20 protein-coding genes and 1 pseudogene are annotated in these 19,742 nt (G+C 65.1%); 18 read left to right on the top strand and 3 right to left on the bottom strand.

From position 1 onward, the window contains the following. Positions 1–295: 295 nt before the first annotated feature. The 8 genes and pseudogenes from AS029_RS16400 to AS029_RS18090 form a co-directional block, all read left to right on the top strand. A complete protein-coding gene (locus tag AS029_RS16400) occupies positions 296–838 on the top strand; it encodes a signal peptidase II (RefSeq protein ID WP_228375984.1) in 543 nt (180 codons plus the stop codon). Next, on the top strand, positions 835–1,167 hold the full coding sequence (locus tag AS029_RS16395; RefSeq protein WP_058233662.1) for a DUF6804 family protein: 333 nt from the start codon (positions 835–837) through the stop codon (positions 1,165–1,167). Before AS029_RS16400 ends, AS029_RS16395 begins: the two co-directional genes overlap by 4 nt. Further along, positions 1,164–1,751 (top strand): TlpA family protein disulfide reductase, encoded by a 588-nt coding sequence (locus AS029_RS16390; protein WP_058233661.1) that lies wholly within the window; start codon positions 1,164–1,166, stop codon positions 1,749–1,751. Before AS029_RS16395 ends, AS029_RS16390 begins: the two co-directional genes overlap by 4 nt. After that, on the top strand, positions 1,748–2,515 hold the full coding sequence (locus tag AS029_RS16385; RefSeq protein ID WP_058233660.1) for a cytochrome c biogenesis CcdA family protein: 768 nt from the start codon (positions 1,748–1,750) through the stop codon (positions 2,513–2,515). Before AS029_RS16390 ends, AS029_RS16385 begins: the two co-directional genes overlap by 4 nt. Then, on the top strand, positions 2,496–4,181 hold the full coding sequence (gene resB / locus AS029_RS16380) for a cytochrome c biogenesis protein ResB (protein ID WP_082642368.1): 1,686 nt from the start codon (positions 2,496–2,498) through the stop codon (positions 4,179–4,181). Before AS029_RS16385 ends, resB begins: the two co-directional genes overlap by 20 nt. 10 nt (positions 4,182–4,191) lie before the next feature. Next, positions 4,192–5,118 carry a cytochrome c oxidase assembly protein gene (locus AS029_RS16375; protein ID WP_058233659.1) on the top strand — a complete coding sequence of 309 codons (927 nt, stop codon included), beginning with the start codon at positions 4,192–4,194 and terminating at the stop codon, positions 5,116–5,118. After that, positions 5,115–6,677, top strand: a complete 1,563-nt coding sequence (gene lnt, locus AS029_RS16370; RefSeq protein WP_082642367.1) for an apolipoprotein N-acyltransferase — start codon at positions 5,115–5,117, stop codon at positions 6,675–6,677. The genes AS029_RS16375 and lnt overlap by 4 nt, the downstream gene beginning before the upstream one ends. 722 nt (positions 6,678–7,399) lie before the next feature. Further along, positions 7,400–7,786, top strand: a pseudogene (locus AS029_RS18090) (copper resistance CopC family protein); the annotation flags it as partial. A 129-nt stretch (positions 7,787–7,915) separates the two neighbouring features. On the opposite strand, the gene AS029_RS17955 reads toward AS029_RS18090, so the two are convergent. Further along, a complete protein-coding gene (locus AS029_RS17955) occupies positions 7,916–8,068 on the bottom strand; it encodes a hypothetical protein (protein ID WP_228375983.1) in 153 nt (50 codons plus the stop codon). A gap of 220 nt (positions 8,069–8,288) precedes the next feature. On the opposite strand from AS029_RS17955, the gene AS029_RS16365 reads away from it, so the two are divergent. The 4 genes from AS029_RS16365 (at position 8,289) to AS029_RS16350 (ending at position 12,323) form a co-directional block, all read left to right on the top strand. After that, positions 8,289–8,936, top strand: coding sequence for a M23 family metallopeptidase (locus AS029_RS16365; protein ID WP_228375982.1), 648 nt, complete (start codon positions 8,289–8,291; stop codon positions 8,934–8,936). After that, complete coding sequence (locus AS029_RS16360) at positions 8,912–9,385, top strand: DUF4307 domain-containing protein (RefSeq protein ID WP_323339893.1); 474 nt, start codon at positions 8,912–8,914, stop codon at positions 9,383–9,385. The genes AS029_RS16365 and AS029_RS16360 overlap by 25 nt, the downstream gene beginning before the upstream one ends. Before the next feature lie 56 nt (positions 9,386–9,441). After that, complete coding sequence (ccsB, locus tag AS029_RS16355; RefSeq protein ID WP_058233678.1) at positions 9,442–10,380, top strand: c-type cytochrome biogenesis protein CcsB; 939 nt, start codon at positions 9,442–9,444, stop codon at positions 10,378–10,380. A gap of 236 nt (positions 10,381–10,616) precedes the next feature. Then, positions 10,617–12,323, top strand: a complete 1,707-nt coding sequence (locus AS029_RS16350; RefSeq protein ID WP_167345294.1) for a bifunctional copper resistance protein CopD/cytochrome c oxidase assembly protein — start codon at positions 10,617–10,619, stop codon at positions 12,321–12,323. Between the two features lie 71 nt (positions 12,324–12,394). On the opposite strand, the gene AS029_RS16345 is transcribed toward AS029_RS16350, so the two are convergent. Continuing rightward, a complete protein-coding gene (locus tag AS029_RS16345; RefSeq protein WP_058233657.1) occupies positions 12,395–13,066 on the bottom strand; it encodes a cation diffusion facilitator family transporter in 672 nt (223 codons plus the stop codon). Then, positions 13,063–13,440 carry an ArsR/SmtB family transcription factor gene (locus AS029_RS16340; protein ID WP_058233656.1) on the bottom strand — a complete coding sequence of 126 codons (378 nt, stop codon included), beginning with the start codon at positions 13,438–13,440 and terminating at the stop codon, positions 13,063–13,065. The genes AS029_RS16345 and AS029_RS16340 overlap by 4 nt, the downstream gene beginning before the upstream one ends. 89 nt (positions 13,441–13,529) lie before the next feature. On the opposite strand from AS029_RS16340, the gene AS029_RS16335 reads away from it, so the two are divergent. The 6 genes from AS029_RS16335 (at position 13,530) to AS029_RS16310 (ending at position 19,667) form a co-directional block, all read left to right on the top strand. Next, a complete protein-coding gene (locus AS029_RS16335) occupies positions 13,530–13,811 on the top strand; it encodes a metal-sensitive transcriptional regulator (RefSeq protein ID WP_058233655.1) in 282 nt (93 codons plus the stop codon). A 28-nt stretch (positions 13,812–13,839) separates the two neighbouring features. Continuing rightward, complete coding sequence (locus AS029_RS16330) at positions 13,840–14,163, top strand: cation transporter (RefSeq protein ID WP_058233654.1); 324 nt, start codon at positions 13,840–13,842, stop codon at positions 14,161–14,163. Next, a complete protein-coding gene (locus tag AS029_RS16325; protein WP_058233653.1) occupies positions 14,160–16,421 on the top strand; it encodes a heavy metal translocating P-type ATPase in 2,262 nt (753 codons plus the stop codon). The genes AS029_RS16330 and AS029_RS16325 overlap by 4 nt, the downstream gene beginning before the upstream one ends. A 40-nt stretch (positions 16,422–16,461) precedes the next feature. Further along, the gene (locus tag AS029_RS16320; protein ID WP_414683042.1) at positions 16,462–18,612 is read left to right on the top strand and encodes a heavy metal translocating P-type ATPase; all 2,151 of its coding nucleotides are present in this window, start codon (positions 16,462–16,464) and stop codon (positions 18,610–18,612) included. A gap of 92 nt (positions 18,613–18,704) precedes the next feature. Further along, complete coding sequence (locus AS029_RS16315; protein WP_058233652.1) at positions 18,705–19,109, top strand: four-helix bundle copper-binding protein; 405 nt, start codon at positions 18,705–18,707, stop codon at positions 19,107–19,109. 90 nt (positions 19,110–19,199) lie between these two features. Further along, positions 19,200–19,667: a DUF6153 family protein gene (locus AS029_RS16310; protein WP_058233651.1), complete on the top strand. Its 468-nt coding sequence runs from the start codon at positions 19,200–19,202 to the stop codon at positions 19,665–19,667. The last annotated feature ends 75 nt before the right edge of the window (positions 19,668–19,742 follow it).

Genomic DNA, 19,742 nt, shown 5'->3' with positions numbered 1-19,742 from the left:
GCACCGGCCTTCGCCGTCGTGGCCCCCGCGTGGGGCTTGGCCGCGGATATCAGCCCAACCATTGCATCTCGGAGCATCGAACGCTTAGAGACCTCCGACGCTCCGTCACCCGGTCATCAGACCCACCCTCACTCCACGGCGACCCCACGCACGGACGGTCGAGGAGTGCCCACCGGCGGTGGCGAGGCCGCTCCCGTGCTGGGAGTCTCCGCAGTGGCGCTCATTCTCGGCGGCGCGTTGGTCACGCTCTTGATGACAGCGCGGCGAACCCGCCACCTCAGAAAGGACGAAGAAAGTGACCGCTGAGAAGACGCGGCCGTTCGCCGTCGCCTGCATGGTGGCAGCGGCCGCGGTGTTGACAGATCAATTCAGTAAGGCCATTGCCTTGACTGCGCTTGCAGACGGGAGACGGGTGCCCATTTTCGGAGACGCATTCGGTCTGCAACTCGCTTTCAACCCCGGCGCGGTGCTGGGAACGGGTTCGGGCATGACCTGGGTCCTCACGCTAGTAGGCGTGGCAGCCGTCGCCGGTCTTTTCGTTATGGCGGCCCGCGCGCGAACGGTGGGATGGGCGGCTGGTTTGGGGCTGTTCCTCGGCGGAGCTGTCGGCAACCTCATCGACCGCTTCATGTCGCCGCCCGGGTTCGCAATCGGCCACGTCACCGACTTCCTTGCATACGGGGATCTGTTCATCGGCAACTTGGCAGACATCTTCCTTGCCGCCGGAGCGATAGCGGTCGCGGTGATGCTGATGCTTCGCCAACGCGCCACCAGTGGCACCAAGGTTGCGCCTGCCACACCACCCACGTTCGGCGTTCCCCCGGAGGCTAAGCAATGAAAAAGACAAAGACGCCATCTCGATACCAGCGGAACGCCCTTGCCCCCGGGCTGATCGCTGCGGCTGTCTTGTTCGTGGCGCCGGCGCTGTTGGACAGCGGCTGGTTCACGGTCGTGCGCTTCATCGTGGCAATTTTGGCGCTCATCGTCGCCTCATTTGCCTACCAGGAGCGTCGGCTGTGGTGGGTGCCGGTGTTTGCCGTGATCGCAGCGGTATGGAACCCGGTGCTTCCGATCCCCGCTGAAGGTGCCCTTTGGACCGCGGCGCAACCCGTAGCCGCAGTCATCTTCCTTGTTGCGGGAGCCATCATCAAGAGGGAGCGGGCATGAACCACAGACTCATCGCTCTGAGCGCGGCACTCATCATTGTGGGCATGGTGACCGGTTGCACCGCCACAATTCCATCATCAGACGCCGGCGCGGGCGCTTCGTTCTCCGAAGGAGATTTCCAGGTAGCCGAGATCGCCGCGTCGGACAGAGGCGGACCCGTTCAGTTCAAAGGCGTCATCGAAACCGGTGAAACCGTCACCAGCGACGACTACCGAGGTGAGGTGCTCGTCGTGAACTTCTGGTACGCCGCCTGCGGACCGTGCATCGTCGAGGCTCCCATGCTTGAAGAAGTCTTCCTACGCTTCCAGGGCGAGGGGGTCAACTTCCTCGGAGTGAACACCTACGACCAAGCTGAGACAGCACTCTCTTTCGCGCGCGAGAACAACGTTACCTATCCCAGCGTCATCGACGTCAACGACGGTCAGGTGAAACTCGCCTTCGCGCAACTCACCCCGATCCAAGCCACACCCACAACGCTCGTGATGGACCGCCAAGGTCGCCTCGCCGCCCGCATCATCGGCCAACTTCCTAGCGCGTCCATCCTGTCCACCATCGTCGCGGACACGCTTGCGGAGGGACCATGAGCGCCGGGGCGGTCGTCGTCGACGGCGCGCTCTGGCTTGCCATCCCGCTCGCCCTGCTCGCCGGTCTCATCTCCTTCTTATCGCCCTGTGTCCTGCCGCTGGTGCCCGGCTACCTCGGGTATCTCGGCGGTGTGGCTGCCCCTCCCACCTCCACGACCGGAGAAAATGGTGCGACAGCGGTTACCGCACGCCCGCGGCTAGTAGCAGGCGTCCTCCTCTTCATCGCCGGATTCACCGTGGTCTTCGTCGCCGTCACCGTCCTGGGAGGATTCTTCGGAATCGCGCTGCTGCGCTACGCCGATCTCCTCACTCGCGTCTTCGGCATCGTGAACATCGTCCTGGGGTTGATCTTCATGGGCGCAATCCAGCTCGGACAGCGCGGCATCCGCCCAACCTTCCGCGGTCGAGCCGGGCTCGTTGGCGCCCCGCTTCTCGGATTCTCACTCGGTGTGGGCTGGACACCGTGCATCGGCCCCACACTCGCAGCAATCTTGTCCGTGTCGTGGAACCTCGGTGACCCCACCCGAGCCGGGCTCCTCGGTCTGTCTTACTCACTCGGCCTCGGAATGCCATTCCTCGTACTGGCACTCGGATGGGGATGGGCCGCGCGGTCCGTCACAGTCCTTCGTACTCACATCCGCACACTCAACCTCATCGGAGGCGCCGTGCTCATCCTGCTCGGGCTGCTCATGGTGACGGGCGTATGGACCTTGCTCATGTCACTTCTGCAACAGGCGGTAATCAATGTCCCCCTCCCGCTCTGATACTCGCCACGTCGATTCAGACCCGCAGCGGCCGGCGGATCATCCAGACGGAACCCCGGACGATCAAGACAGCCCGCAGTGGAAGCTCGACGGCAAAGGATGGCTCCGCTGGACATGGCGCCAGCTCACCAGCATGCGCACCGCGCTCATCCTCCTGCTGTCTCTCGCCCTGGCCGCAGTACCCGGCTCACTATTTCCCCAACGAGGCGCCGACCCCAACGGTGTCATCCAATGGGAGCGCACCAACCCCGAATGGTTCCCGTTCCTCGACGCCGTCGGACTTTTCGACGTCTACTACTCACCCTGGTTCTCGTCCATCTATCTGCTGCTATTTGTCTCCCTCATCGGCTGCGTCGTTCCGCGGGCAAAACATCATTACCGCGCCCTCAAAGGACACCCGCCGCGCACACCAATCCGGTTCGCTCGACTTCCCGAACACCTCGAGCGAGCCATCCCCACCGACCTCATCACCCCTGCAATAGCGCTGGATCTTGCCGAAACAGAACTCACCCGGCGTCGCTATCGCGTGCAGCGCTACGACGGGAAGGGGTGGACCTCCGTTTCGGCCGAACGCGGATATCTCCGCGAGACCGGAAACCTGCTCTTTCACATCGCCCTGGTCGGCGTGCTCGTCTCCGTTGTTGTGGGCAAGGCGTTCGCCTACACCGGCCAACGCGTCGTAGTGGAGGGAACAACCTTCGTGAACACCCTCAGCGACTTCTCCTCCTTCGACCCCGGACGGTTCGCGGACGGGTCCGATCTGTCGCCGTATTCCCTCACACTGGACCGTTTCGACGTCACCTACCAGCCGGCCGGGTCCCCTGGCGGTGGTCAAGCGGGCGACTTCGCCGCCAACGTCACCATCAGATCCCCCGGAGCGGACGACAGAACCGAGCGGGTGGTTGTGAACTACCCCATCACTGTAGGGACCGACCGCATTCATCTCCTCGGGAACGGTTACGCGCCTACCCTCACCATCCGTGATGCAGAAGGTCAGATCGTTTACAGCGACTCACTGCCCTTCCTCCCGCAGGACTCCAACATGACCTCACTAGGCGTTGTAAAAGTCCCGGATGGGTTACCACAGCAGCTCGGGCTGATTGGTTTCTTCTACCCCACACATGACACCTTGCCCTCGGGTGCCGCCACCTCGATCTACCCCGACGTGATCAACCCCGTCATCACCCTCAACGCCTTCGCAGGGGACCTGGGCATTGACGATGGAACCCCCCGTTCCGTCTACGCCCTGGAAGTCGACAAACTCACCCAGCTCACCGGCGGCGACACCGGACAGAATTCGATCGAACTTAGGCCCGGTACTACCGGTGCGCTGCCCAACGGGTGGGGCACCATCACCTGGGAGCAGGCAGACGGCGCCCCGGTGAAGAGGTTCGCGTCCCTGCAGATACAACGCGACCCCAGCAGTGGCTGGGTCCTCGCGTTTTCTGTGCTGGCTTGCGTTGGACTGTTTACCGGACTTCTCATACCCCGCCGCCGAATCTGGGTGAAAGTGCAGTCGTCGACCACAACTGACTCGTCGATCCAGGTGGAGTACGCAGGCCTCGCCCGAGGAGATGACCCTGGACTTGCCCGCGCCGTCGAGCACCTAGCGGAGGTCCACATCCAAGCGTGTGAACGGGCGAATACGGCCGCGCAGCCACGATAGGTCCATAGTTATGAATGCTCCTCTCGGCCTTGGCGACTACTTGCTGCCCGCAGCGAACCCCTTGACCCCTTTGCCGGTCGCCGCCACGGTGATGGCCACCGTCTATCTCCTCGGGGCGCTGCGTCTGTGGAGGCAGCGTCGACGGTGGTCGGTGTTGCGCACGATGAGTTTCGTTTCCGGCTGCGCGGCCCTCACTGCTGTCACGGGACTCGCGGTAGAGGATTACGGCAAAGCTCTGCTTTCGGTGTTCATGTTCCAGCAGCTGACCTTGATGATGGCCATACCACCGCTGCTCGTGCTTGGTTCCCCGGGAACCCTTCTGTTGCGCGCCACCCCGCACCGCGGTGTCGGTAAAAGTGCCTTGAGAGTGGCGCACGGGGCGTTGCGGTGGAGAGTGTCGAGATGGGCTCTAAGTCCCTGGGTCGCGTTACCTGCCTACCTTGCGGCCTTCTACGGCCTGTACATCGCAGATCTGCTCGATCTCGTTCTGGCCGTGTCTGGCGGTCACACCGCCTTGGAGGCTGCGTTCCTTATCAGCGGGATCCTATTCACTATCCCGGTGCTTTCCGCAGATCCGCTGCCGGTTCGCATGAGCCACGGAGGCCGGGCGCTGGACCTGTTCGCTGAAGCGGCATTGCACGCTTTTTTTGGGGTGTTCCTTATGATGGCGACCAGTCTGGTGGTTACAACATTCGCTGAATCGACCATGGCTTTAGGGATCGATCCGATTGAGGATCAACGCGTAGCCGGCGGTCTCGCGTGGTCCTACGGTGAAGCGCCCACGCTCGTCATGATCCTGATTGTGATGCACCGATGGTTCCGGCATGACTCCGTTCGTGACGCCGCCGCCAGCAGATGGGCCGACGCGCACGGGGATCCGGAGCTTGACGAGTACAACGATTACCTGCGCCGTCTGGAAAGAGGCGGGTCCGCATGACAGCACTTCGCTGGACAACCGGCGCATCGCGCAACTCTCAGTTGTGGGCCAGAGGCACAGATGCCTTGCCCTTGACGGCGGCGTTGCCCGCGGCGGCAGCGGCGGGGTGGCTGATGGATGCGGCCACACCAGACCGCGGGTGGTGGCCTCTCGCTTTCGTCAGCGTGACAATGTTGCTCGCAGCTCTCCTCGGGAGAGGCACGCTCGCATCCTTTATGGTGGGGTGCGTCTTCGGGGCCGTGTTCAACCTCGCCCACCTCATCTGGGTGGCGCAGTTCCTCGGACCCGTGCCCTGGCTGGCCCTCAGCGCCCTGCAGACAGTCCTGATCGGTGTCGGCAGCGTAAGCATCACCCTCGTCTACCGTTGGGTGAAAATACGTCGTCTCAGTGGAACCCTAGACCTGCTGGGTATCCCCGCGCTGATAGCCGCCACGTGGAGCGCGCGGGAAGTGCTCGTCGGAATGTGGCCGTACTCGGGTTTCCCCTGGGCGCGGGTAGGAATGACGCAGGTCCCGGGACCTTTCCCTGAAGTGGCGTCGTGGGTGGGAACGACAGGTTTGTCCTTCTTCGTCGTGGGCGTGTGCGCCGCCTGCGTGCAGGCGCTCAGGCCGGGGCGTCGCACGCTCCGTGCTGGTGTGCCGGCCGTCGTGGGGGTCCTGCTCATGGCGGTCATACCCCAGTACCCCACTCAAAGTGTCGGGACGTTCACCGTCGGGTGGGTCCAAGGCAACGGCCCCGCAGGCTATTTCGACGACCGCAACGAAGGCGACATGCTCCGAGCCCAAGCATCCACATCGAAAGCGATTCTGGGCCAGCGAATGGATGTGCTCGCCTGGCCAGAGGGCTCTGTGGACATCGATCCGGCGTCTTCAGAACCCACCCGTCGACTGCTGAGCAAAATCTCCGCCGCGTACGGTGCCCCGCTCCTGATGAACGCGGCAACCACGAGAGGCGAGCAAACGTTCAACTCAACCATGCTGTGGACGACGGACGGCAGCGAGCAGAGCTACGACAAACTCAACCCGGTCCCGTTTGGCGAATACGTGCCCGACCGGTGGCTGTTTGAACGTCTCGCGCCTGACCTTGTCGGTCTGATCCAGCGGGAATACACCCCAGGCACATCGGCGCCGGTGATGGACGTGGGAGACACCCGCATCGGCCTGGCGATCTGTTTCGACGTCATCTACGACGACGTGATCTTCGATGCAGCACGGCGAGGCGCGCAGATCTACATCTTCCAGACAAACAACGCCGACTTCCGCGGAACAGACGAAAACGTGCAGCAGCTCGCCATCGCTCGCATGCGAGCCATCGAAACGGGGCGCGCAGTGGTCAACGTCTCCACCGTGGGAACAAGCCAAGTGATCAACCCCGATGGGTCGACCACAGAGACCATCGGGGTGGACACTGCCGCTGGGCGAGTGAGCGAAGTGCCGCTACGAACGGGGGCCACACCGGCCAGTCTCCTCAGCCCCACCCTTGAGACCGCGATGGTCGTCGCGTCGGCCGGTGCGCTCTTGTGGGTTCGCCTGCGCATCCACACCCAGAAGAGGCAATGAGCTGCACAGGACGGAGGACTGCATCGCACCCCGCACGAGCCGCGCACGCTGTACGACCGCGAGCTGCCCCGGCCCGGCTGTGACGGGCAGGTGGGATTGGTACTATCGCTGCAATGCCGGTGACCGCGGGACGCGCCCCACTAGGATCCACTACCGCCTCCGTCGTGAGAATGAGGATCATAGCCAGCCTCGTCCTGCTCTTGATGTGTCTCCTTGCTATGTGGTCGAGCAGCCACTCTGATGCTTCCGCGATCTCCGACGTGCCCTCCTTGACCCTCACGGGAGAGAGCGGTCAAGGTAGCCAAACAGTCCTAGATGAGCCCGCCGGTGACGTTGTTACCAGCCTGACGCAGGCTCTCCCGGCGGCGGCTGTAGCCCTATGCCTGGTCGGAGTGTGTGTTGGGGGAATGCTGCTGGAGCGTCGTTTCCGCCTCACGCGGTCCCAACTCAATGCCATTTGCTCACATCGACGCGATCAGCCTCGTCCCGTGCGGACCGTCCGTCCACACCCCACGACGCTGAGCTTGACTGAATTGTCTCTCTCACAGACCTGAGCCATGCCGGTGCTCTGAGACACTACGCCAACGAAGCTGTAGTCAAACGCATCATTCCCACCTCACAGGGCGGGCCGTAGAGATGCACTCAGAGCGTTCAAGGTCCGATTGATCGACGACTGCCATAGGTGACCAGTCCCAGGCGCCGCAGTCCCACTGAAAGTCGCCATGCGCACGCTTTTTGCCACCCGTTCGCCTCGCTGGTTCGCAGCCGCCGGCATTATCGCGACGGCACTGTCAGTAATGCTCGTCCTGTCTAGTTCCCCGCCGGCTCGTGCTCACGACGCTTTAGTCCAGTCCTCTCCAACAGCAGACTCAGTGGTCACGTCAACTCCTGCCGAGGTGTCATTGACCTACAGCGGGGAGGTCTTCGACGCCTCCAGCGCCATCGCGGTAGAAGTGATTGACTCCTCTGGAGCGAACGTTGCACGGACGCCTCCGGTCGTCACTGACACGACGGTCACTCAGGCGGTGGAGCCGGTCCTCTCTCCAGGCGTAGTCACGGTGCGCTGGCGCGTGGTCTCCAGCGACGGTCACCCCATCAGCGGTGAGTATGCGTTCACAGTTGACGCTCCCGTGGCGCCTACGTCCTCCGCCGAACCGGACCCTTCTCCTGCCACGGGTGCCCCCTCCGCACCTGGGCAGAGCCCTGCCGTCTCTTCGACACCAGAACAGAGCGCGACATCAGGCGCCATGGCGGAGGTCGAAGAGCCGCACAGCGGCATCGGTTTCCCGCTGGTAGCGACTGGAACCGCCGTCGTCATTCTGGGGATGGCAGCGCTTGTGCTTTTTTCGTTCGGACGGCGTCGACGACAGCAGATGGAGCAGCAGCGACAAGGGGGCACTGTCGATGAGCAGTGAGATTCAGCCAGCTCACCAGCCACGCCCCCTGACCCGCAAGGAACGGCGCCACGCTAATGGGTTCAGGATGCGTGACGCGCGGCGTTTCCACCGGCCCAAGGCCGCGCACTCATCGCGCGCTCGCCCGCTGGTCGCAGGTGCGTTAGCGGTGGCCCTGATGTGTCCTCTGGCGCTGCCGGCGTACGCCGCTTCACCCGTGGTCACCGAGCTCACTCTGCAGCGAGCCGGCGCGGGCGACTCGCAACAATTCACCGCATCCCGCGCGCTGCCCGCTTTCCCCTTGGACAGGCAGAGCTACGCCGCAACCTCCCAGGAAGAAATCGAACAAAAGAAGGCGAAAGAGGCTGCGGCAGCTGCGGCCGCCGCAGCACGCGCCGCAGGTGCAGCTCGACCTGCCATCACCTCCGCCACCGGACGTGCAGTCCCTGTCCTCGCCACCGGTAGCGGCGTCGTGCGCTGGCCACTGACCTCGACGTTCAATGTCACCGACCGATTCGGGGCACGAGGCGGGGCGCACATGGGCACCGATATGGTCACCGCGGGAGGCACGCCAATCTACGCGTCCGTGGCCGGTACAGTCGGCATCTCGAGCGAGAGCTATGGCGCCTATGGCGTCGCCGTCACCGTAGATTCCGTCGTCAACGGCCAACGTATCCGGGCCGTCTACCCGCACATGCAGTACAACAGCCGACAGGTCGGCAGCGGCCAGCAAGTGCAGGCGGGTCAACTCCTCGGCCTCGTCGGAAGCACGGGCCGCTCCACCGCAAACCACTTGCATTTCGAGGTGTCCGTCAACGACGTCACCGTGGATTCCCTGGCGTGGTTGGAAGCGAATGCTCAGTGACTAAATGCGCCCTTACAAAGCGCGGCGGCAGGCGCCGCGCCGCACCGCGGCGAACGGCACTGCAAACGAAACTCGACGATCGATACGGCCGCACTGCGCTTCCCTGGCGTCGCCGAGCTTTCTGGATCGGTGTCGCTGTGTTCGCGGTGGCTGCCATTGCCTACCTGGTCTGGATCACACTTCAAAACAGCTTGGACGACATCTCCATCGCCGAGACCGGCTACCTCGTCGTCGATGAGCGGGCTGTGACGGTGTCCTTTCAAGCCACCCCTCCCTCCGGCGCACGGTTTGCGTGCGCCATCCAAGCCCTGGACGAGGATTTCGGCGTCGTGGGGTGGCGGGTCGTCGAGTACGGCCCCTTCCCCGACACCACTCGATCCTTCACCGAACGCGTTCCGACCCTCGCCCTAGCAACCACCGGCACCGTCAAAGAGTGCTGGACAATCTAAGGATTCCACCCGTGACCGAATCATCCGCCCTCACCCTTGATGGGCTGTCCCTGCTGATGGTGTGGACTGCCATCGGCGTTTACGCGCTCGCCTTCGCGGCGTATGCCATCGACCTTGCCGTGCGCGTGTCTCGCATCGAAGCCCCCGCCGCAGAGCTTGTGACGGTTGGGACCGGCGCTTCGCCGGAGGCGCACCCGGGGGCCCCAGTGCAGTTGCAAGTGCCACCACGTGAGCGCGAACGTCTCGTATGGGCTCGTATTGGAACAGCCCTCACCATCGTGGGATTCGCGCTGCACCTGAGCGGGGACGTCCTCCGAGGCATGGCCGCAGCCCGTGTGCCGTGGGCGAACATGTACGAATTCGCACTTACCGGCACACTTCTCATCGTCGGCGTGTTCCTCCTTGCCCTTCGCCGGTACGACCTGCGCTTCCTCGGGTCCTTCCTGCTTGGGATGGTCGTTCTGCTTTTGGGTGGTGCGACCTTGGCGTTCTACGTCGAAGTCACCCCTCTGATGGACCCGCTGCGAAGCGTGTGGCTTGTCATTCATGTCTTCGTGGCCTCTCTCGCGACCGCGCTGTTCGCCATCGCGTGCGGGCTGTCCGTGACGCAACTTCTGCAACACCGGCGCGAGAATCGCCCCTCTGCCAACACGCGGCGGGGTCTGCTCCGAACACTGCCCACCTCTGAGAACTTGGAAGCACTGGCCTACCGGTTCGCCATCATCGGTTTCATCTTCTGGACCTTCACCCTGATCGCCGGAGCCATCTGGGCAAACGACTCGTGGGGGCGCTTCTGGGGTTTCGACACCAAAGAAGTGTGGACTTTCATCATCTGGGTGCTGTACGCCGGGTACATCCACGCCCGTGCCACCCGGGGGTGGCGCGGTAACCGTTCTGCGTGGCTGTCCATCGTCGGGTTCGCTGCGGTGCTATTCAACTTCACTGCCGTGAACATGTTCTTTAAGGGTCTGCATGCCTATTCGGGGCTGAACTGATGCCTACTTCCGGCGCCAAGCTTGGGCGCGCCCACCCGACGGTGACGGTGGGGTCACCTGGCTCCACGCGGCTTCCGTCTCTGCAACCGCGCCGTTGGAACGTGTACCGCGTGATTGCGCTCATCATCCTCGTCGTCAGCGCAGTCGCTGCCTTGGTGTGCGCTCTCGCAGTCGGCGGTGGCGCTGCCCCCTTGCAACTAGCCGACGCAGGGCCCCTCGCAAGGTGGGGGCTGCCAGTGTCAAAGCTCGTCGTAAACATGAGCGCCGCGGGGATGGGAGGGGCGCTCTTTGTCGCCTTGTTCACGTTGCGCGTCGAACAGCGCGGGTTTGAATTGGCGTTGGATGTTGCCGCGGTATGTGCCGCCATCTTCACTGTGGCATCTGCTGCTACTGGCTTCTTCAGCTTCATGGTCATCTTCAACCCCGCGTTCAATGCCGGTCCCGAATTTGGGTCTCAGCTTGGCCGGTACCTCGTGCAGACCGAGGGGGGACGTGTGTGGTTGATGACGACCATCGCGGGTGCCATTCTCGCGGTGCTCACATTTGCGGTGCGTTCGTGGGGCGGGACAGCAACCGTGGCACTTCTCGCGCTGGCAGCGCTTGTCCCGATGGGAACACAAGGCCATTCAGGGGATGAGGCCTCTCACCAGCAAGCCACGACAGCCATCGTCATACACCTCATCGCCGCAGCGGTCTGGCTCGGTGGTCTGCTGCTGCTGGCGATCATTCGTTCCGTCACTTCCAAGAGTGAGATGGCGACAGTTCTGATGCGGTACTCCACCATCGCCGTTATTGCCTTCGCGCTCGTCGCGTTCTCGGGCACGGTTCGAGCCGCCATCGGCCTAGAAACTCTCGGTGCTCTCGCCTCCCCTTACGGCCTCATCCTCATCGTCAAGGTTGTAGCCCTCACCGCCATCGGTGTTCTGGGGGCGATCTACCGACTGCGTCTACTCCGAAGGATGCGCGCCAACCCCAGCGACGCCAAGACTTTCTGGCTGCTGTTGTGTGCGGAGTTGGGATTGATGGGGATGGCTAGTGGAGCGGCTGCCGCTCTCGCGAGAACACCGCCGCCGATTCTCCCCGAACCTGCAGGCGCGCTCACACCCGCTGAGGTACTCACCGGCGCTCCGCTACCTCCTGAGTGGACTATGTCGCGTTGGTTCACGGCGTGGAGCCCCGACCTGCTGTGGTTAGTTGCCGCCGTGCTCGGACTCATCTTCTACGTGAGCGCTGTGCTGCGGCTAAAGGCGCGTGGGTACCGATGGAACCCCTGGCGGGCGACCGCGTGGGTGGCAGGGACGCTCCTCTTGGTATGGGTCACTAGCGGAGCGTTGGGCGCTTACCGTAGCTACATCTACAGTGCGCACGTTCTTGGGATAGTCATTCTCCTTGTCGGGGTGGTGCCCCTTCTCGCAGCCGGGGCGCCAATCGAGCTCGCCCGCAAGGCAGCCCATCGCCGCGAAGACGGCAGCAGGGGAGGGTATGAATGGGCGCAGGTGCTCATGCATTCGCGAGGTGTGCGTTTCGCTTCGGCACCCGTGGTCGCTGTCCCGGCCACCGCGATGTTGATTTGGCTGCTTTTCAGTTCTGACCTCCTCCGTTGGACAGTAGGGGATCTCCTAGGGCGGCAAATGGCGACGGCAGCAACCCTCGTCGTGGGATCTCTGCTCGTGCGTGGCTTGATAGGTGGTGACGGGTCCAGCCGCCGGCCGACACAGATGAAGCTGCTGATGGTCGTCGGTTTAGCTGTGGCGATGGCGGTTGTATCTGTGTACATCTCTACTGCCGGTCTAGTAGCCGCCGACTGGTTCGGTGCGATGGGCCGCACCTGGGGTAGAGCACCAGCCGAAGACCAAGACTTCGGTGGAGTGGTGCTGGCTGCTGGCTCCGCGATCGCGGTCGTTCTGGGTGGGTGGGTGGTGTTCCTCTCCCGTGCGCGGTAGAACGACGTCCTAGATTCCTCATGCGGCGTGCGACAGAAGCCGTCATGGCTGATCTGAGGTGCTCTACCCGCTCAGCGGTGATGGTCGTCGTCGTGCTCTTCCTCGAGGAGCATTCCCACGGAGGTGGCGCAGGCGTCGCCGCGCCATGCCTCGATACCCTCTCGGATTGCGAAGGCGGCGATGACGAGTCCGGCGATCGCATCGGCCCACCACCAGCCGAACAGGCTGTTGACAATGAGGCCGACGAGAACCGCGGCGGACAGGTAGGTGCAGATGAGGGTCTGCTTGGAGTCGGCCACAGCGGTTGCCGATCCCAGCTCGCGGCCCGCGCGTCGTTCCGCCAGCGAGAGGAATGGCATGATGACGACGCTGAGCGCGGTGAGCACGATTCCGACAGTGGAGTGCTGCACGTCGACTTGGCCCACGAGCGCGAGCACCGACGTTGCGGTGACGTAGGCGGCAAGGGCGAAGAACGCCACGGCGATAACGCGCAGCGTGCCCTTCTCCCACCGCTCGGGGTCGCGGCGGGTGAACTGCCAGGCCACGGCTGCCGCCGAGAGGACTTCGATCGTGGAGTCCAGGCCGAACCCGATCAGCGCAGCCGATGAGGCGACGGTGCCGGCGGTGATGGCGACGACGGCCTCAATGAGGTTGTAGGCGATCGTCGCGGTGACGATCCACTTGATGCGGCGTTGGAGAGTGTGCCGGCGGTCGTCTGTGGGGCGAGGGGTGGTGGTGGTCATGCGCAGGTGCAGCTTTCTCCGGCGCAGCAGCCCGGTTCGACATAGAGGACGACGCGTAGCAGCTCGTCCAGGGCGGGTGAGAGGTGAGAGTCAGCAAGCCGATACCAGGTGCGCCGCCCATCCGGCACAGCCTCCACGAGCCCGCACCCTCGAAGGCACGCGAGCTGGTTCGACATGACCTGTCGGGAGACGCCGAGAGCGTCCGCTAGGTCGGAGGGGTAGGCGGGTGCTTCCCGCAGTGCCAGCAGCACGCCCGCGCGCGTGGAGTCGGAGAGCGCGTGGCCGAGGCGCGCGAGCGCGGCGGTATGCGTCACGGTGGCAGTCGCAGTGGCTGTGGACACGTGTCGAAAGTACAGGACTTGCTGAATAATCATCCCCGGTTGGGCGGCCCACTCCGGTGGACGCGCGCAGGGGGATGAATAGGAGTGTTGCGCTACATACCCTAGGGGGGTATGGTATCTAGGTGAACGGATACGAGGGCAACAAAGACGACCTCCAGAAGCGGCTGCGTCGCGTCGAGGGTCAGGTACGAGGGATCGCCCGAATGGTCGATGAAGACAAGTACTGCATCGACATCCTTACGCAGGTCTCCGCCGCGACGAAGGCTTTGGAGACGGTTGCGCTATCCCTGCTCGGGGATCACCTCCGCCACTGCGTCGCGGAGGCGAGCGCAGAGGGCGGCCAGGTTGCCGCAGAGAAGATTCGTGAGGCCAACGACGCGATTGCACGGCTCGTCCGTTCCTGATCCCGCACCGACCCCAGAGGAGCAAATCATGACCGACCGCATCGACCTCGGCCTGAAAGACACCAACGCCGGCTGCGCTTGCTGCGCCACGTCCGCAGCGACAGACGCACCCGCGTCCACCGCGGCGACGGTGACAGAAGACGTCCTGGTGACCGGAATGACATGCTCGCACTGCGTGTCGAGCGTCACGGAGGAGCTGACTGCGATCGACGGTGTCGAGAATGTCACGGTAGACCTCAACGCCGGCGGCACGTCGCGCGTCACCATCCACAGCTTGACCCCGATCGATGCCGCCGCAGTGCGGGCCGCGGTGGAGGAGGCCGGCTACACCCTGGCCGGCGCACCCGCATGAGCGCGGTCGACGTCGAACTCGATATTTCCGGGATGACATGCGCGTCGTGTGCGACCCGGATTGAACGCAAGCTGAACAAGCTTCCCGGTGTGGAAGCAACGGTGAACTACGCCACCGAAAAAGCACGTGTTCGCGGGAACGACGTCGACCCTGCCACCCTGATCGCCGCCGTCGAATCCGCGGGGTACCAGGCGGCTCTCCCCGCACCGCCACCGAGCGGTGATATCGATGAGAACACCCCAAACCGAGAGGACGGCGAGGTCGGGGCGCTACGGCGGCGTCTGCTGATTAGTGCCGCCCTGTCGCTGCCGGTGGCAGTGTTGTCGATGGTCCCGGCGCTGCAGTTCGAGTACTGGCAGTGGCTTGCCCTCACTCTCACCGCCCCGGTGGCGGTCTGGGGCGCGTGGCCGTTCCACCGGGCCGCGGCCGTCAACGCCCGACACGGCGCGGCGACCATGGACACCCTCATCAGCGTTGGCGTCATCGCCGCATTCGGGTGGTCCCTTTACGCGCTGTTCTTCGGTGGCGCAGGCATGCCCGGCATGACGATGACGTTCACCCTCGTCGGTACCCCGCAGGCCGGGGGCCACGAAATCTATCTGGAAGTGGCCGCGCTGGTCACCGTCTTTATCCTGGCCGGGCGGTATGCCGAAGCGCGCGCGAGGAAATCATCGTCGGAGGCGTTACGGGCGCTGCTGGAGATGGGCGCGAAGCACGCCACGCAGCTCGTCGACGGCGCCGAACGGATGGTGCTGGTCGCGCAGCTGTCGGTCGGAGACACTGTGCTCGTTCGACCGGGGGAGAAGATTCCCTCCGACGGGCTGGTGATCGATGGTGCCTCCGCCGTCGATGCCAGCATGCTCACCGGAGAATCAGTCCCCGTCGAGGTGACGACTGGGTCGCGTGTCGTAGGAGCGACGGTGAATGTCGGCGGCCGCCTCACCGTAGAAATCACCCGGGTCGGCGCCGACACCGAGCTCGCGCGCATGCGCCGGCTGATGGAGGAAGCCCAAACCGGCAAGGCCAAGGTGCAACGCATCGCTGACCGGGTGTCGGCCGTGTTCGTCCCGATCGTCATCGGACTTGCCGCCGCCGCCTTCGTCGGCTGGATGATCGCTGGGGCATCGCTGGAACAAGCGTTCACCGCCGCGGTCGCGACACTAATCATCGCGTGCCCGTGCGCGCTTGGCCTCGCCACCCCCACCGCCCTCTTGGTGGGCACCGGCCGGGGCTCGCAGCTGGGAATCTTGATCCGTGGACCGCAGGTGCTGGAGCAGACCCGCACCGTCGACACCATCGTGCTCGACAAGACCGGCACCGTGACCACCGGCAAGATGACCGTCACCACCGTTCACCCCGCCCCTGGTGTCACCCGGGACGAGCTGCTGCGGGTCGCCGCTGCGGTCGAGGCGGGCTCCGAGCATCCCGTCGCCCGCGCGATCACCGCCACCGCGCCTGGTGCATATGCGGACAGCTTCGCCTCGCACGCCGGGTTCGGTGTGCAGGGGATCGTGGACGGCGCCGCGGTGGTCGCGGGCCGCGCCTCCTGGCTGGCCGAGCAGTGGGGCATCCACCCACCGTCGGAGGCCGCAGCGGAGCTGAACACGCTCGCTCGTACCAGTACCGCAATCGCGGTCGGCCGCGACGGGCAGTACCTGGGCGCGATCGGCGTGGCGGACACGGTGAAGCCGACCAGCTCGACCGCCATCGCACTGTTCCGCGCACTCGGGCTGCGCCCGGTGCTCCTCACCGGCGACAACGACACCACGGCCGCACGGATCGCCGCTGAGGTCGGCATCTCCGACGTGCACGCCGGCGTCACCCCCGCCGGGAAGCTCGAAGTGATCCGCCGGCTCCAAAACGATGGCCACGTGGTCGCAATGGTCGGTGACGGCGTCAACGACGCCGCGGCCCTCGCCGCAGCCGACCTCGGCCTTGCGATGGGGGGCGGCACGGACGCGGCGATCGCCGCCAGTGACATCACGATCGTTTCCGGCGACCTGACCGTCGTGGCCGACGCGATCCGACTCTCCCGCCGCACCCTCCGCACCATCAAGAGCAATCTGTTCTGGGCCTTCGCCTACAACGTCGCCGCCATCCCGATCGCCATGGCCGGGCTGCTGAACCCGCTCGTCGCCGCGGCGGCCATGGCGCTGTCGTCGGTGTTCGTCGTGACCAACAGCCTCCGGCTGCGCCGGTTCCGCCCCGAGCCGGCACCCGTGCACATCGCCCGCACTCCCATGCCCCAACCGGCCTGAATCGTGCGCCGTGGCGGCGCACCCAGCGAAGGAGGCTCCCATGAGCCAGCACGAACATCACAACCACTCGGCCCGCACGAACCACCAGGGCCACAACGCTCCGGCGGCAACGGCAGTACACGACCACGCAGCGATGGGCCACCCGCACGGCACGGATGATCGGGCACCTGCGGCGGGGCACGCCGGGCACGGTCACGCCGACCACGGCGGTCACGCCGGTCACGGTGATCACGTCGCCCGGTTCCGGCGGCTGTTCTGGATCATGCTGGTTCTCGCGGTGCCGGTCGTGGCTTTCTCCAGCATGTTCTCGATGCTGATCGGCTACCCGCTGCCGGACGCGGCGTGGGTGGGATGGGTGTCCCCGATTCTCGGGACCGTCATGTATGTCTGGGGTGGCGCCCCGTTCCTTACCGGCGCCGTCAGCGAGCTGCGCGCCCGCAAGCCCGGCATGATGCTTCTCATTGCCCTCGCGATCACCGTCGCGTTCCTCGCGTCCTGGGGGGCAAGCCTCGGGCTGTTGCACCACGAGTTGGACTTCTGGTGGGAGCTGGCGCTGCTGGTCGTCATCATGCTTCTCGGGCACTGGATCGAGATGCGATCCCTCGCCCAGACCACCTCCGCCCTCGACTCCCTCGCCGCGCTCCTGCCCGACGAGGCCGAGAAGGTGGACGGGGAAACCACCGTCACCGTCGCCCCCGCTGAGCTGCAGGTCGGTGACGTGGTTGTGGTCCGCCCCGGTGGGCGGGTTCCCGCGGACGGGCGGATCGTGCAGGGCTCGGCCAGCATGGACGAGTCGATGATTACCGGAGAATCCCGCCCCGTTCGCCGCGGCGACGGCGATCAGGTCGTCGCCGGCACGGTCGCCACCGACTCCGGAGTTCGCGTAGAAATCACCGCGGTCGGGCAGGACACCGCCCTCGCGGGCATCCAAAAGCTCGTCACTGAGGCTCAAAACTCCTCCTCTCGCGCGCAGCGGCTCGCGGACCGTGCTGCGGGGTGGCTGTTCTGGTTCGCGCTCGGCGCGGCCGCGGTCACCGCCTTGGTGTGGTCCCTGGTGGGATTCCCCGACGAAGCGGTCATCCGCACCATCACCGTTCTGGTCATCGCCTGCCCGCACGCCTTGGGACTGGCGATCCCGCTCGTCGTGTCGATCGCCACGGAGCGTGCCGCGCGCGGCGGTGTTCTGATCAAGGACCGTCTCGCGCTGGAAAGCATGCGCACCGTCGACACGGTGCTGTTCGACAAGACCGGCACACTCACCAAGGGAACGCCGGCCGTCACCGCGATCGACCCTGCCGAAGGGGTCGATGCAGACGAACTGCTGGCCGTGGCCGCCGCCGCCGAGGCGGACTCTGAACACCCCCTTGCTCGGGCGATCGTGAACGCCGCGAAAGAGAAGCAGCTCACCGTCCCCTCCTCCAACGACTTTGAATCGTCACCGGCCGTCGGTGTCCGCGCGCAGGTCACCGGGCGCACCGTCCAGGTCGGCGGCCCCTACATGCTCGAGCAGGAGAAGGCCGCTGAGCGGTCGATCGCGAACGAGTGGCGCGACGAGGGTGCGATCATCCTCCACGTCCTCATCGACGGGCAGGTGGCAGGAGCGCTGCGCCTGGCGGACGAGATCCGCCCTGAATCGCGCGCCGCGGTCGACGCGCTGCACCAGCGGGGCGTGCAGGTGGTCATGATCACCGGAGACGCCGAAGCGGTTGCCGCATCCGTCGCCGCCGACCTCGGCATCGACCGCTACTTCGCCGGGGTCCGCCCCGAAGACAAAGCATCCAAGGTCAAGCAGCTTCAGAACGAATCCCGCAAGGTCGCCATGGTTGGTGACGGGGTGAACGACGCACCCGCCCTCGCGCAAGCCGATGTCGGTATCGCCATCGGCGCGGGCACCGATGTCGCCATCGCGTCCGCCGGGGTCATCCTCGCCAGCGACGACCCCCGCTCCGTGCTGTCCGTGATCGACCTGTCGCGGGCCAGCTATCGGAAGATGAAGCAGAACCTGTGGTGGGCCGCCGGATACAACCTCATCTCCGTCCCCCTCGCCGCCGGAGTGCTCGCCCCTATCGGGTTCGTCCTCCCCATGTCCGTCGGAGCGATCCTGATGTCGCTGTCCACGATCGTCGTCGCACTCAACGCGCAACTTCTTCGCCGGCTCGACCTCAGCCCGCAAGCCGTCGCCGCGAAGTAGTTTCCCCGCGCCCGCAACCCCCTGATCGCGCTCGGCGCCCGCTTTTATCGTGGCAGGCGCCGGGGACGGTCCCCGGGAAAGGACCAGCGACCATGACTGCTGTTGACCAGATGCTCACCACGCACCCCAAGGCCGGAACCATTGACGCTGCGGACGCCCTCGCCCGCTGTATCCAGGCGTGCATCGAGTGCGCGCAGACCTGCACCGCGTGTGCCGACGCTTGCTTGTCGGAGGACATGGTGGCCGAGCTGGTGACGTGCATCACCAAGAACGCCAACTGCGCCGACGTATGCGCCGCGACCGGTGCGGTGCTTTCTCGACAGACGACGATGGACGCCGATGTGGTTCGCGCTGTTGTGGAGGCGTGCCGCACCGCGTGTGCCTCCTGCGCGCAGGAATGCGAGCAGCACGCCGACATGCACGAGCACTGCCGCGTCTGCGCAGAGGCGTGCCGTCGCTGTGAGCAGGCGTGCACCGACCTTCTCGCGGCGTTGTAACCGCGGCACACCAACGACCCACCCCGACGGGTCCAGAGCCCGCCGTCACTGCCGGGAAAAGATAGCCTAGAAATCCATCAGGAGGTGAGAATGTCGCTGATTGCCCTTGCACACCAGTTGCGTGGCCAGCGCGCGGTCACCCGCACCCTCCTGATGATGCTGGCTGTCGTCGGCGCCGTCATCGCGGGGCTCCTGGCCATGCACTCCCTCAACACCCACGCCACCACCGCCGGCCACAGCGGCACGGTGGCCGTCAGCGCCGAGCCGGCACCACCCAGCGCCCACCACGACGCCTCTCCCGATACCGCAGCGGTGAACACCACCACCGCCGCCACGGATCATGCAGGCTGCACCGACTGCGGCGACGATCACGCGATGACCTGGATGGTCTGCGTTCTCGCGCTGCTTGTCAGCGTGATCCTGTTCGCGCGGCTGCGCATCGGCTGGCGGATCACCCTGCGAGACGACGTACTCGCCATGATCCACCCCCGATCGCCCGCATCGGCCCACCCGGTTCCGCCGCCCTCACTTACCGTTCTCTGCATCAGTCGCACGTGATGACGCGTCCGCCCGCCTCCATGCGGGCAACGCACCTTCCGGCTCGACAACCGTCGCGCCTCATCACTGACTAAT

It is taken from the genome of Microbacterium enclense (assembly GCF_001456955.1).
Lineage (GTDB): Bacteria > Actinomycetota > Actinomycetes > Actinomycetales > Microbacteriaceae > Microbacterium > Microbacterium enclense.
This window is presented reverse-complemented; position numbering and strand designations above follow the sequence as displayed.